The organism is Streptomyces sp. NPDC048523, from assembly GCF_043199815.1.
In the GTDB taxonomy this organism is placed as follows: domain Bacteria; phylum Actinomycetota; class Actinomycetes; order Streptomycetales; family Streptomycetaceae; genus Streptomyces.
Window position 1 is genome coordinate 21572 of record NZ_JBICWQ010000012.1, and the last position, 13515, is coordinate 35086.

At 69.0% G+C, this 13515-nt stretch carries 13 protein-coding genes; 5 read left to right on the forward strand and 8 right to left on the reverse strand.

Translation table 11 applies throughout. From position 1 onward, the window contains the following. Nucleotides 1-56 precede the first annotated feature (56 nt). The 3 genes from ACGFWE_RS38800 to ACGFWE_RS38810 all read right to left on the reverse strand — a co-directional run bounded on the left by ACGFWE_RS38800 (nt 57) and on the right by ACGFWE_RS38810 (nt 3270). Nucleotides 57-968 (reverse strand): LysR family transcriptional regulator, encoded by a 912-nt coding sequence (locus ACGFWE_RS38800; protein ID WP_352389662.1) that lies wholly within the window; start codon nt 966-968, stop codon nt 57-59. 133 nt (nt 969-1101) lie between these two features. Then, nucleotides 1102-2331 (reverse strand): GNAT family N-acetyltransferase, encoded by a 1230-nt coding sequence (locus ACGFWE_RS38805; protein ID WP_393604914.1) that lies wholly within the window; start codon nt 2329-2331, stop codon nt 1102-1104. Between the two features lie 168 nt (nt 2332-2499). After that, complete coding sequence (locus tag ACGFWE_RS38810; protein ID WP_393604916.1) at nt 2500-3270, reverse strand: MBL fold metallo-hydrolase; 771 nt, start codon at nt 3268-3270, stop codon at nt 2500-2502. Nucleotides 3271-3884: 614 nt separating this feature from the next. On the opposite strand from ACGFWE_RS38810, the gene ACGFWE_RS38815 reads away from it, so the two are divergent. Further along, complete coding sequence (locus ACGFWE_RS38815) at nt 3885-4268, forward strand: MmcQ/YjbR family DNA-binding protein (protein WP_352389659.1); 384 nt, start codon at nt 3885-3887, stop codon at nt 4266-4268. A gap of 119 nt (nt 4269-4387) precedes the next feature. Here ACGFWE_RS38815 and ACGFWE_RS38820 read toward each other — a convergent pair whose 3' ends face one another. The 3 genes from ACGFWE_RS38820 to ACGFWE_RS38830 form a co-directional block, all read right to left on the reverse strand. Then, nucleotides 4388-5287: an NAD-dependent protein deacetylase gene (locus tag ACGFWE_RS38820; RefSeq protein WP_393604918.1), complete on the reverse strand. Its 900-nt coding sequence runs from the start codon at nt 5285-5287 to the stop codon at nt 4388-4390. Nucleotides 5288-5329: 42 nt separating this feature from the next. Beyond that, the gene (locus ACGFWE_RS38825) at nt 5330-5977 is read right to left on the reverse strand and encodes an HAD family hydrolase (RefSeq protein ID WP_393604920.1); all 648 of its coding nucleotides are present in this window, start codon (nt 5975-5977) and stop codon (nt 5330-5332) included. Nucleotides 5978-6267: 290 nt separating this feature from the next. Beyond that, entirely contained in the window at nt 6268-7464 is a 1197-nt protein-coding gene (locus ACGFWE_RS38830) for an MFS transporter (RefSeq protein ID WP_393604922.1), read from the reverse strand. Between the two features lie 142 nt (nt 7465-7606). Here ACGFWE_RS38830 and ACGFWE_RS38835 point away from each other — a divergent pair, with 142 nt between their 5' ends. Then, nucleotides 7607-8299, forward strand: coding sequence for a VOC family protein (locus ACGFWE_RS38835; RefSeq protein WP_393604924.1), 693 nt, complete (start codon nt 7607-7609; stop codon nt 8297-8299). A gap of 130 nt (nt 8300-8429) precedes the next feature. Here ACGFWE_RS38835 and ACGFWE_RS38840 read toward each other — a convergent pair whose 3' ends face one another. Next, the gene (locus ACGFWE_RS38840; RefSeq protein WP_393604926.1) at nt 8430-9404 is read right to left on the reverse strand and encodes a GlxA family transcriptional regulator; all 975 of its coding nucleotides are present in this window, start codon (nt 9402-9404) and stop codon (nt 8430-8432) included. A 135-nt stretch (nt 9405-9539) separates the two neighbouring features. Here ACGFWE_RS38840 and ACGFWE_RS38845 point away from each other — a divergent pair, with 135 nt between their 5' ends. Both ACGFWE_RS38845 and ACGFWE_RS38850 read left to right on the forward strand, forming a co-directional pair. Then, complete coding sequence (locus ACGFWE_RS38845; RefSeq protein WP_393604928.1) at nt 9540-10178, forward strand: HD domain-containing protein; 639 nt, start codon at nt 9540-9542, stop codon at nt 10176-10178. 60 nt (nt 10179-10238) lie between these two features. After that, the gene (locus ACGFWE_RS38850; protein ID WP_352389652.1) at nt 10239-11159 is read left to right on the forward strand and encodes an NADP-dependent oxidoreductase; all 921 of its coding nucleotides are present in this window, start codon (nt 10239-10241) and stop codon (nt 11157-11159) included. A 139-nt stretch (nt 11160-11298) separates the two neighbouring features. Here ACGFWE_RS38850 and ACGFWE_RS38855 read toward each other — a convergent pair whose 3' ends face one another. Further along, nucleotides 11299-12216, reverse strand: coding sequence for a LysR family transcriptional regulator (locus tag ACGFWE_RS38855; RefSeq protein WP_393604931.1), 918 nt, complete (start codon nt 12214-12216; stop codon nt 11299-11301). Between the two features lie 100 nt (nt 12217-12316). Between ACGFWE_RS38855 and ACGFWE_RS38860 the strand changes: the two genes are divergently transcribed. Continuing rightward, on the forward strand, nt 12317-13339 hold the full coding sequence (locus tag ACGFWE_RS38860) for an NADP-dependent oxidoreductase (RefSeq protein ID WP_393604933.1): 1023 nt from the start codon (nt 12317-12319) through the stop codon (nt 13337-13339). Nucleotides 13340-13515: the final 176 nt, after the last annotated feature.

Below are 13515 nucleotides of genomic sequence, written 5' to 3' on the forward strand. Positions count from 1 at the left end.
GGAAAGGCGGTATGACCGCAGTGGTCATACCGCCTTTTGTGAAGGTTTCCCGGTGATTATGAGTGGAGCGGTTCGGTGAACACCTCGCGGGCCGCCGCTACGACTTGTTCCAGGTCGCCGCCCTGTGCTCGGTCCTTGCGCCAGATCAGCCCGGTCTCCATTCGGGGATGGAAATCGGAGAACGGGAGAATGGTGACATTGTCCAGGTGGTAATTCTGGACGGGGCTTCTGGGGTCCAGCATGGAAATGGAGAAGGCGAGCCCGCTGGACACTATCTCGGAAATTCCTTCGAATGCGGCACTGTTGATTTCGATGCGTTTCTTGATGCCGAGTTCGGACAGCTGCTGGTCGAGTCCCCGGAAGTACGCGTTGGTGACGGCCGCCGGGGAGACGACGTAGGCGAGATCGGCCAGTTCCGTCAGGGCGACGGACTCGCGCCCGGCGAACCGGTCCTTGGGGACGACCGCGCCGAGCCGTTCCGACATCACCGGCAGCAGCTCCAGCGCGGGATCGCCACCTGCGGGGAGGCGGGCCAGGGTCAACGCGAGTCTGCCGTCGCATACGGCGTCGACGAGCCGGTCCGTGCCACCCGGCCAGCGCTTGATCTCGAACCGGTCGCGGACCCGCTCGGCCAGGGCGTCCATCCGCTCCCGCAGATCCGGATGGATGCCGCTGGGCACACCCAGCAGCAGGGTCGCCCGCCGCGGCCGGGCCGTCTCGGCGAGGCGCCACTGGATGGAGTCCACCTGCTCCAGCACGCCCCGCGCGATCGGCAGCAGGGCGCTGCCAGCCTGAGTGAGCGTCACATGGTGGGTGTCGCGGTCGAACAGGCGGTGTCCGAGTTCGTTCTCGAGATCCTTGATCCGTCTGCTCAGCGGGGAGGCCGCCATGTGCAGCTTGCGGGCCGCCACGGAGAAGTTCAGTTCCTGGGCGACAGCGACGAAGTAACGCAGATGCAGGAGTTCCACGGTGCCCACGGTAAAGGGCCGACCGGTGGCTGTGATCAAGGCCTTGGCCGAGCCGTGAGTGGGGTCGGAGACTCGGGCAGGGTGGCCGGGGTGGCCGGGGTGGCCGGGGTGGCCCGGGGTCGCTAGGGCGTGGTCAGAACCAGTGCAGGCAGTGCGGGGGGCGGTCGGCGCGGAAGAGGGCGTCAGCGACGCTGGCCGCGTCCGGGTGGTGGGCCCGGATGTGTCCGGCGCGCACGAGCGTGCTCGGGGCGGTGCCGCCGAGGTACACCGAGCCCAGGTCCCTCACGTCCAGGGACAGGTCGGGCTCCCGGTCCGTCGGGACGCACTCGGCCTTGCCGTCCCGGACGGTCAGCAGATAGCGGCCGTGCTCGCCGAGGAAGGGATCCTCGACATCGAGGACGAGCTCGCCGTCCGTGAACCAGCCGCGCGCGGTCAGCGCACGCGGGACGTCCAGCAGCCGTACCCAGAGCCAGTCCATGTCGCCGCTCACCTGGCCGGCACGGTAGTCCGCGAGCTGCAGGCGCAGCGGATGCTGGGGCGGGACGTGGTGGAACACGACCTGGGAGACCAGGTCGTGGCCGAGCACGAACCGGGCCAGGGCCGTGAAGACGGCGTCGTCAGCGGTGATGGTCTCGTCCACGGTCAAGGTCCGGGAGTCGTCGATGGAGTAGCTGGCGTACCCGTCCGGTACGCCGTCGACGTCACGGTGAACGGCGACGTAACGCGGCGCCGGCGAGATCGGCGGCTGCCCCGCGCGCAGGGCCCACCAGCGGTGCGGCCGGGACAGCGCACCGGGCTGGGCGCGGCGGTACCGGTCGTAGACGTCTTCCAGGATCTCGCCGCACTCGGCACGACGCAGCACCTCGACCGAGCCGTTGTCAGGACCGGTCACCGGTGCGTCGGCCGTTCCGTGTGCCCGGGGGAGAGCGAGGGCGGCCCGGTGGCGCTGCACGGTGAGCCGCTGCGTGTAGGTCGCCGGTCCGTAACCGAACCTGCCGTAGATCGAGGCCTCGGAGGCCAGCAGCACGGAGAGGAACTGCCCGTCGGCCCGCAGCTCGGCGAGCTGATGCCGCATCATCGCGCCGAGCACGCCCTGACGTCGGTGGGAGGGCAGGACGCCGACGGCGGTCACCCCGGGGGCCCGGACGAGGGTTTCACCGGGCAGGGTGAGCTCGAAGGGGTACGTGGCCGCGGTGCCGACGGGCCGCCCGTCCGTCAGCGCGAGCAGACAGCGGTCCATCTCGAGCGCCGACCACCAGAGCCCGCCGCCTTCGACCGGGGTTTCCGGGAAGCGCCCGAACGCGGCGTGGACCGTGTCGACGAAGACGTCGAGATCCTTGTCGGTCGTGGGACGTATCTCCATCGCTGGCGCTGCCTCCTCGATACCGGCACCACGACTGGTGGCGGCTGGCCACAGTGCATCGTCGACCCGGGTTCAGGTCAAACGAATTACGCCGCAACCAGCGGCCGTTCACGGCACAGTTGACCTGCAACGGGAAACGGTCCGGGGCCCTGAGCCATCACCACGCGCCTATCGCCCAGCTCCTCGTACCTGCTCCAGGTTCGACCGGTGCGGGACGTAGAGCCAGTCCGCATGCGGTCCCAGACGCGCGTCGACCGGTTCCTCCCCGCGCCGGAGCGCGTCGATGTAGGCACGATCCGCGGCGAGACGAGCCGCCACCTGGGGGCCCTCGGCGACGGCGCCATGGCCGGGGACCAGGACACCGACGTGCCCGGCGGCCTCGTCCAGCCGGTCGAGTGCCGCCTCGTAGGCGTTCACCTGATCGTCCTGACGGATGTCGAGGAGCGGGATCAGGACGTCGGAGAGCATGTCGCCGGCGATCAGGACGCCCCGGTCGGCGAGGAGGAGCGCGGCGTGGCCGACGGCGTGCGCCTGATGCTCGATGACCTCACCCGGCACGGGTCCGCCGTCCCCGGGCAGCGGGGTGAGAAGCCCGATCAGCTCGAGGGGGATGCCGGACGCGCTCTCCGCCGCCATCGCCTGGGCCCGCTCGCGGGCCACACCGGCCAGGTGGACGGCGGCGGGGGTGGCGTAACGCGGCACGTCGCCGAATCGGTGATGCCAGAGCAGGTGGTCCCAGTGCGGGTGGGTGCAGAATCCTGCGATCACGGGGATACCGAGTCGGTCCACGGCATCGGCGAGCTGGTCCAGCTCGGAGCCGTTGATGCCGGGATCGATGATGATCAGCCCGTCGTCTCCGCGCACCACGACCGAGTTGCTCCAGACCCATTCGCTCTGCCGGACCCAGACGCCGTCGGCCACCTCATTCAGCTTGTCCATCTCCACTCCCCTTCCCATCGGTCGGTCACAGTGCTGAGACTGTGATTCGCGGCCGAACTCATCGCAGGTGCCGGGGTGAGGCGTGGTGATCCGGGCGTGGTCGATGACCTCTCGTCCAGGAAGCGTTCGTAGGTGAGGTGGCTTCCGGTGCTGGCTGAGGAGTCGGTTCCGGAGCGTGGGCGAGGCGGAGCAGCAGGGGCTCCGGCCAGGGCACGTCGTCGGGATGCGGGGTCAGGACGGCGGGGGCGTCCGGGGAGGTGAGCGGAGCCGGGAGGTGGGCGGTGTCGGGCCGGAGCACCTCCGGTTCGAAGAGGATGAACGGCCCTCGTGCGGTAGGGAAATCGCGCCAGCACTGCACATGCCCGGCACGTACCCACGACCACTGACCGGGCGTGACGTACGGGTGGGTTCCAGGGCCAGTCGTCGTGGTGGACGGAGAATTCCTCGACTGTCGTCACTTCCAGGCCGTACGGCGTGCCGCGAGTGTCGCCTGGTGACCATCATCTGTCCGCAGTCTACGGACGGGATGGTCGACCTTGAGGACAGGATCAGGACGGGAGGACACCCGCGCACACACGAATGCACGAACGCACGAATGAAGGAGTTCATCCCCCATGGACGGAACAACGCTGCTCAAGACCGCGGCCGCCCACACCGAGGAACTGCCGGGGAGCGGCTTGGAGCATCCCTTCGGCCCGGACTGGGAGGTCTACAAGGTTCGTGGCAAGGTCTTCATGTTGATGACCGAGGTGCCCGGCCGCCCCGTCGTGATCCTCAAGTCGGACCCGGGCGAGGCCAAGGCCCTGCGCGAGGAGAACGGGGACATCACCCCCGGCTATCACATGAACAAGAAGCACTGGATCACGCTGGAGGGCGGGGAGGACATCGACGAGGCACTGCTCAAGGAGCTCGTGACCGAGTCGTACCGTCTCGTGGTTGCTCAGCTCCCCAAGTCCCAGCAGCCCGTGGACCCGCACACGTACGGCCGTAGTGGCTGACCCGACGACCGCGACGAACTCGTCGTCGCCCTCAAGGCGAAGCCGGACTACGGCCCGACCAACGGGCGTCCGTCCTGGGGTGCAGCGAGCCCTGGGGTCCGAACGCTGTCACGGACCGGTCAGGGGGCCGTCTGTTCCTCCGCGGGCAGGTTCAGCGCGTCTGCGACCGAGGACAGGGCGGGGCCCAGCGGGAGGCCGACGCGGGTGTGGGCGAGTTGGTCGCCGCGGGTGGGGTCCCGGTTGATGATGAGGACCCGTTTGTCCTCCTGAGCGGCTTGGCGGACGAACCTGAGACCGGACATCACCGTGAGAGACGAGCCCAGAACCAGCAGTGTGCGCGCCGCACGGACCAACTGACGGCAGTGCTCGATCCGTTGCGCGGGCACGGTCTCACCGAAGAACACCACGTCGGGCTTGAGGATGCCGCCGCAGTCCGCGCAGGGCAGGACGCGGAAGCCGGCGACCTGTTCGTCGGAGAGGTCGGCGTCACCGTCGGGGTTGACTCCAGCGGCCACCGGCTCGAATGCGGTATTGGCCGCTTCCAGCCGTACGGCGAGATCACGGCGCGAGGTGATGGCGTCGCAGGCCAGGCACCGAACCCTCGCCAGGCTTCCGTGCAGTTCCACGACCCCCTCCGCGCCGGCGGCCTGGTGCAGACCGTCGACGTTCTGGGTGATCACACCCGAGAGCAGACCGTGCCGGGCGAACGTGGCGACGGCCTGGTGCCCGGCATTGGGACGGGCGCGGCCGAAGGTACGCCACCCGAGATGGCTGCGTGCCCAGTATCTTCGCCGTGCGTGCGCGCCGCCGGTGAAGTCCTGGTACGTCATCGGCGTGTGCCGACTCAGGCTCCCGCCCTCGCCCCGGTAGGCGGGGATGCCCGACTCCGTGGAGATGCCCGCCCCGGTGAGCACCAGCACACTGCCGGCGCGCAGCGCGTCCACCACCGGCTCGAGGTCGGTGGTGCCCGGAGGCAGGTCCGGGGGAGGGGTCCAGTGAAGCGTGGGACGGGTCCGCATGCCTGCCAGGGTACGAAACCGGCCCCTGTCAGCCCTCCTGGGCTATGCCGAGTCCTGGTCGAGCAGGTAACCGATGGCTTCGACAACGTCATCGACCGTGTGGTGCGGCGTCACCAGTCCGTCGGGCCAGGGGCGGCCGGTGACCCATATGGTGCGCAGCCCCGCATCGTGGCCGCCGGCGATGTCGGTCTCGGGATTGTCGCCGGTCATCCAGTCCCCGGGAGTGAGCTGCGTACCGCACCGTGCGGCCGCGAGTTCGAAAAGTCGTGGGTCGGGTTTGCGGATGTCGATGTCGCCGGACGCGGCGATCCCGTCGATCAGGTCGGAGAGGCCGGTGGCTTGGATCTTGGCCCGCTGGATGTCGCTGGAGCCGTTCGTGGCGACCCCGACGCTCCAGCCGGCCTCCTTGAGACGCTCCAGGCTGCGCAGAACGGCAGGGCGGCAGTGGATGGACGCCGCCATACGGTCGATGTAGACGCGCCACAGATGGTCGGCGCTCTCGCTGACGGGGAAGGCGGCGCGCAGCCGGTCGAAGTCACCGCGCTCGGCGTGGTCGGCCAGCTCGGTCAGCAGCCACTGTTCGACCTCCGGGCCGTAGCCGTGGTCCTGGCTCAGGGAGGTGACGGCATCGGCGAAGGCGCCGGTGCGGTCGACCAAGGTGCCGTCCAGATCGAAGATCGCGAGTCTCACGATGAGGGACCCTACTTGCCGCGTTGAGCGACCGGTACAGGCCTGTCCCGCTCCGGCTGCTGTGGGGTCGGTCGGTCACGGTCCGCGCTGCCGGGAGAGCGAGTAACTCGCGCTACGGGACGGAACGGCGTAGTGCTGCCTACGTCCCGTTGAGCTGATGACGCTGACGCATCACGGCACCGTGCGCCAGCAGCTCTCGGGCGGGAGATCGGCTCGTGAAGCCACCCGACACGCGCGCCAGTCCGCCGCAGGCTCCTGCCGGTCCCGCGCCGGCCGGCGCCACGGCGGCGTCACACGTCCAGCGTGGCAGGGGCTCGGTCGCGGGTGTCGGCGGCGGGGGCGATGAAGATGGCCGAGGCGACGAAAACCAGGACCGCGATCATGGCCGTACGCAGCCCGTAGTGGTCGCCCAGGAAGCCGAGGGCCGGCGGCCCGACAAGGAAGGCGATGTAGCCGATGATGGCGACCAGGGAGACGCGGGCGGTCTGGTCGGGCCCCGAGTCGCCGGCCGCGGACAGGGCCACCGGGAAGCCGAGCGAGGCGCCAAGTCCCCAGAAGACAACGGAGGTTGCCGCGACGGCCACGTTGTCGGAGAAGATCACGAGAACGAGCCCGAGGGCACCGGAGAGGGCGCTCGCGCGCAGGACGGTGGCACGCCCGAAACGGACGAGGAAGAACGTGCCGCAGAAGCGCCCCACTGTCATCGCGGCGGCGAACCCGACGAAGACGAGTGAGCCGACGGCCGCGTCCAGGCCATGGCCGTCCACCATGAGCAGCGGCAGCCAGTCGTTGGCCGCTCCTTCGGCCAGGGCCATGGCCAGCACGATGGCGCCGATGAGGAGCAGTTTGCGGTCCTTCCAGACCTGCGGTCCGGAGCGCTCGGCCTGCCCGTGGGACCGATGCCGGGTGCTCAGACCGACACCGGTCGGCAGCGCGCGTGAGGCGTGGATCAGCATCCCTGCGGCGACGAGTGTGACCACGGCGAGGTGCCATGGGACGGGAATCCCCGCGGCCGTGGCGGTCATCCCGGCCAGGCCACCGACCACTGTGCCCAGGCTGAAACAGCCGTGCAGTGTGGGCAGAACCGGTGTGCCGGTGATGCGCTCGACGTCGGCGCCGTCCACGTTGATCGCCACCTCGCCCGACCCCATGCCTGCGCCGAACAGGAAGAGCCCGGCAGTGACCAGCGCAGCCGACGGAACGGCGCTGCCGACGCCGATGACGATCGTGGCCGAGATGATCAGGGCGGTGCCGAGCACGATCATGGGCCGGGTGCCCAAGCGTTCCACGAAGCGGCCGGAACACAGGATGCCGATCATCGATCCCACGGACAGGCCGAACAGGATCAGCCCCATCTCCGCGGTGGATGCGCCCAGTTGGTCCCGTACGTCGGGGGTGCGCGTGACCCAGGAGGACATGGCGATACCCGGGAGGAAGAAAAAGAGGTACAGGGCTCGGCGGCGCCGGCGCACGGCGGGGTCGGTCAAGAGGAGGCTCCGCGGGGCTCGGGAGAATGGGCCTGCAGGCGACGGGCCCCCAACCATCGATTTTGTACAAATGTACATAACTGCTGGGTGCAGGTGAAGGGGAGCCGGACCACGCCGGTGACGAGGCTGCAAGGATGCCGCCATGGAGCAGATACTGAGTCGGCAGGACGCATCAGAGGCGGTCCAGGACTACGGGTGGCGCTTCTTGCTGGGCACTTTGCAAACGTCGGTCCGGGTCGGATCGCTGGCTCAGGCGATGGGCTTGGCGGCGGACGCTGTCGCGGTGTGCGGCGACGACGCCGATCGGCACCTTCGGGTCGATGCCCGCCCCGATCGGGTCGTCTTCACTCTGCAGTCGTTGCACCACGCAGCGATTACCGCCCGGGATGTCGAACTCGCGCGTCAGATCTCCGCCACGGCTGACAGCTCCGGTTTTCTGACAGAGCCCGAAATCGCAACGGGGGCACCACGATCCGTCCAGGTTCTCGAGATCGCGATCGATGCACTGAACATCGCGGGGATTCGGCCGTTCTGGAAGTCGGTGCTGGGCTATACGGATGAGGCGGGTGCCGAGGGACCGGAGGATCCGCTGATCGACCCGGTCGGGCAAGGCCCTGCCATCTGGTTCCAGCAGATGGACCGGGCGCGCCCACAGCGCAATCGCATCCACTTCGACATCTGTGTTCCGCATGACGAGGCACCCCGGCGGATCGAGGCCGCACTGGCGGCCGGAGGGCGGCTTGTGTCCGCGACCCGTGCCCCCGCTTTCCGGGTACTGGCCGACCTGGAGGGGAACGAAGTCTGCGTCACCACATGGCAGGGTCGCGACGGCTGAAGACAGTGATGCAGGACATCGAGGGCAAGCGTGCCGTACCGATTGAGCGAGCCCTCGTACGACCGAACGCAGAACGCAGACGCACGCGTCCCCACACCACTGCCCCGTCGCTGCCGCTGCCGCCGGGACGCTACTCGGCCAGGTCGCGGCGGGCGGTCGCGAACCGGCGCTGGTAGGCGGCGGGGCTGATCGACAACTCCCTCACGAAGACGCGGCGCAGGCTCTCGTAACTCGGGAAGCCTGCCATGGACGCCGCCTGTGTGGCGGTGTGCCCCTGGTCAAGCAGCGATTTCGCGATGTCGAAGCGGATCGACTCGACGTACCGGGTGGGCGAGGTGCCCAGTTCTTCCCTGAAGAGCCTGGTGAGGTGGCGCGTACTGACGTTGAGCCGTCGTGCGAGTGCGGCCAGGGAGTAGTCGTCGGCGGGATCCGCGGTGACCAGGTCGACGACCCTGCGCAGGGCGGGCGACCGGGGCGGTGGTCCTTGCAGGGATGCGGAGAACTGTGATTGGCCGCCCGCTCGCTGCAGGTAGACCACCAGGGAGCGGGCCACCTCCCGGCTGATGTCAGGGCCGTGGTCCTCCTCGACGAGTGCGAGGGCGAGGTCGATGCCCGCGGTGACGCCCGCCGATGTGTACATCGTGCCGTCGCGCACATAGATGGCGTCGGGCTCGACGCGGGCCTTCGGGTATCGGGTGGCGAGTTCGCCGGCGATCTTCCAGTGGGTGGTCGCTCGCCTGCCGTCCAGAAGACCCGTCGCGCCGAGGACGAAGGCACCGGAGCACACCGAGGCGACACGGCCGGCACGGGCTGCCAGGCTCCCGGTCGCTTCGGCCAGGTCGCGCGTGACCGGAGTCCTGGGGTAGATGTCCCCACCCGGCACCAGGAGTGTGTCGGGGTCCCTCTGCGTGGCGGCGCTGCCGTCGACGGCGATTCGCATGCCGATCGAGGAGGTGACGTCGGCGCCCGTCGCCGACAGGAGGGTTGTCCGGTAGTCGGCACCGAGCAGGTTCGCCTCCCCGAACACCTCGGCCGGTCCGGCGACGTCCAGCAGCTTGACCCCGTCGTAGACGAGGATCGCCACACGATGCGGGTCGGACTTCACGGGCCCACCCTGGAATGACCGGATTCGAGGGGTTGATGGCCGGACCGGGGCAGCGCCGAGGGGCCCGCGGTCGGCAGTGTGGACAACGGGCGCACCGTCCACTCGTCGTACATCGCATGGGAAAGCGCGGACATCATGACCGACATCATCGCAGGAGTGGAAATACCCGGGACCTCGGCTGTCGCGGAGGCCACGGAGTTTCTCCGGGAGAGGACGAATCCGCTGATCTTCCATCACTCTCGGCGTGTTTTCCTCTTCGGTTCCCTCCACGCACATGTCAGGGACCTGCGGCCCGATCCCGAGCTGCTCTACATCTCGGCGATGTTCCACGACGCGGGTCTGGTGATCCCTTTCTCCGAGACGCAACAGCGTTTCGAACTGGACGGCGCCGACCATGCGCAGAATTTCCTGCTGGAACGCGGGTTCTCCCAAAGCTCCGCCGAGGTGGTCTGGAGGGCGATCGCCCTGCACACCACACCGGGGATTCCGGGCCGAATGGACCCCGAGGTCGCCGCCACGAACTACGGCGTCCTGACCGATGCGATCGGCTGGGAGCTGGACGAGCTGGAACGTGACCGGACGGACGAGATCATCGCCGCTCATCCGCGCGGCGATTTCAAGAGGGAATTCCTGCAGGTATTCGTCGACGGCCTCAAAGGCCGCCCGGACACGACCTACGGAACCGTCAATGCGGACGTCCTGGAACACTTCGTTCCCGGATATCGCCGTACGTCCATGGTGGAGCGCATCCTCGATGCTCCCTGGCCGCGGTGACCGGGCGGCAGCCATGGTCGAGCCGATGGTGCCGATCGACATGGTCTGAAAGGAATACTTGTGCGAGCCATAACTGTCCGGGACCGCGAGGCCGGGATCGCAGGGCTGACCCTGGAAGAACTTCCCCATCCCCACGCGGCCGAGAACGACGTCATCCTGCGGGTGCACGCCGCGGGCTTCACCCGAGGCGAGCTCGACTGGCCCGCAACCTGGACCGACCGCGCCGGTCGTGACCGCACCCCGAGCGTGCCCGGCCACGAGGTCTCGGGGGTGGTGACGGAACTCGGATACGGAACGACCGGTCTCACCGTCGGCCAACGAGTCTTCGGACTGGCCGACTGGACCCGCAACGGCTCGCTCGCCGAGTACGTCGCCGTGGAAGCCCGTAACCTCGCCCCGCTCCCCGCCGATGTCGACCACACGGTGGCCGCGGCACTGCCGATCTCCGGACTGACCGCCTGGCAGGGCCTGTTCGACCACGCCCGTCTCACCACCGGCCAGACCGTCCTGATCCACGGTGCAGCCGGCGGCGTCGGCTCGATCGCCGTCCAGCTCGCTCACGAAGCGGGCGCCCGCGTCGTCGGCACGGGCCGCTCGGTCGACCGCGACACCGTCCTCGACCTGGGCGCACACATGTTCCTCGATCTGGAAACCGACCGGTGGGAGGACACAGGTCAGGTCGACGTCGTGTTCGACGTCATCGGCGGCGACGTCCTCAACCGCTCGGCCGCCCTCGTGCGACCGGGCGGCACGCTCGTCAGCATCGCTCACCCACCCGCGGTGCGCCCGTCCGACGGCCGAACCGTCTTCTTCGTGGTCGAACCCGACCGCGCCCGCCTCGCCGACCTTGCCCGGCGTCTGCGGGACGGCCGGCTGCGGGTACGCGTCGGCGCGGTGCGGCCGCTGACCGAGGCACCCGCCGCCTTCACCTCACGACAGCGCGTGCCCGGCCGCACGATCATTCGCGTCGCCGAGGACTGAGGGGGAGGGGGCGATGGTGTCGTAGACGGATCGACGGCCACTGCGGCCAAAGCCGTCCTTCCCCACGGCCTGCGCAAGACAGAGGTGTGCGGGCCTGTCGGTCATGCCAAGCTGTCAACGCTACCGGTCACCGACCTGCTCAGGCCGCGACGTTGAGAAGCCGTACCCCCCGGGGAACCGTGGTCCGCAGTTCTCGCACCAAGGCGCGCACGACCGCGGATCTGGCCAGTTCGGCGGTGGTGACATAGCCGACCTGGCGAGTCGGACGCTCGGGGCCGAGGTCGGTGACCGTGACCGAGTTCGGTGCTCCGACCAGGGAGAGCGCAGGCATGATCGCCATTCCGTGGCCTCCGCTCACCAGGGAGAGTACCGCTCCGTCGTCCTCGGCCTCGACGGTCGCCGTCGGGATCCAGTCCTGTGCAGCCCACCAGTCGCGGGTGTACGAGCCGCAGTTCTCGGCCCAGTCGACCAACGGCAGCGAGCGTGGGGCGACGTGGTGCGCCGCGTGGACCAGAGCGTACGGATCCTCGAAGAGTCCGCTCGCGACCAGTCCCGGGGCCATCGGGGCGGACCCACCCAGTGTGGCGATGCCTATGTCGGCTTTTCCGTCGGCCACTTCGCCCGCGGTTCCGCGCCCCACCTCCCGTACGATCCGCACCCGCGGCTCGATCCCGGGATGCCGGGTGCGCAGCCGCTGAAGGACGGCCGGCAGCAGGTGGAGAGCCGCACTGCGGAAGGCCGCGATCCGCAGCGGCCCCTCCGCCACGTCGGACCGAGCCGCACTGCGTGCCTCAGCGGTCAGGACGTCCAGCAGGCGCAGGATGCGGCGGGCGTGTGCCACGGCCTTCTCTCCGGCAGGGGTGGGGCGGGCGCCGGTGCGGCCCCGTTCGAAGAGCACGGCACCGATCTTGCGCTCGCTGCCGCGAACCGAGTGGGAGACCGCGGACTGAGTCAGACCGAGTGTCCTGGCCGCGGCCGAGAAGCCGCCGGTGGCCGCGACCGCCAGCAGGACGCGCAGTTCGTGCGGGGCGAGATCGGAGTCGGTCGCGCGGGCCACGGGGCGCTCACCTCAACGTATGAGAACTGCTCATGGAACGGGGTGTCGCATGAGCCCAACCGGCTGCCCACCAGGGGTATTCCTTCCTTACGGTCCGGTCATGAACGAGATCGCCCTCACCGTGCACCAGACCGCCCGCCCCCATGGCTTTCCCGCCGCCGAGCACTTCACCTTCGTCGAGTCACAGCTTCCCGATCCCGCAGCGGGCAGCGCGCTCGTGGAAAACCTCTATTGGTCCGTCGACCCCTATCACCGCGAGTTGATGGACGACGTGCCCGGCGGCTTCGCGCTCGACGCCCCGCTGGAGGGCCGTACCATCGGGCGGATCGTCGCCTCACGCACACCTCGGCTGGCCGAGGGTGAGATCGTGTTCCACCGGCAGGGCTGGCGCACGCACGCGGTGGTCACCCCCGAGGAAATCCGTCGGCTGCCCCGCTTCGACGGGGTGCCCCTGACCGCATACCTGAGCATCCTCGGCGGCACGGGCCTGACCGCCTACGTGGGACTGACCCGGATCGCCCGGCTCCGGGAGGGCGAGGACCTTTTCGTGTCGGCCGCCGCGGGCGGGGTCGGCACTGCGACCGGGCGGTTCGCCCGGCTGCTCGGCGCCGGACGGCTCGTAGGCAGCGCGGGCTCGGCCGCGAAGGCCGACCATCTCACGCGGGAGGTCGGGTATGACGCTGCCTTCAACTACCACGACGGGCCGGCCGCCGAACTGCTCGGCAAGGCCGCACCGGACGGCATCGACCTGTTCGTCGACAACGTCGGCGGTGAGCAACTGGCCGCAGCGGTGGGAGCGTTGCGCGAGTTCGGGCGCGTCGTCCGCATCGGCACGATCAGCCAGTACAACACCCCCGACGCGCCGCCGCCGCGCTTCAACTACGCGGACATCGTCGAGAAGAGCCTCCGCATGGAGGGCTTCTTGGTCAGCAACTACCGAGATCTGCAAGATGAGTTGTACCAGTTCGCCGTGCCGCATCTGCAGAGCGGCCGACTCGCTCCGGACGAGACGGTTGTTGACGGGTTCGAGCACATCGTGGACGCGTTCCTGAGAATGCTGAGCGGCCAGAACACCGGCAAGATCATCGTGCGGGACCGCGCGCAGGTCCCATCCGCACACTGATAGCGGCTCGACGCTCCTTGGCGTCACCCACTGAAGGCTGCCGCCGCGTCAAGGGGGCGTCGGCGTGCACAAGTTGCACGGAATCTGATGTCACAGGGGTTGCCGAACCACTCAAGTCAACATTTAAATCAAGGTCTGAACTAAGTACTGGGTGGCCTCTCGTGACCACCCTTCAT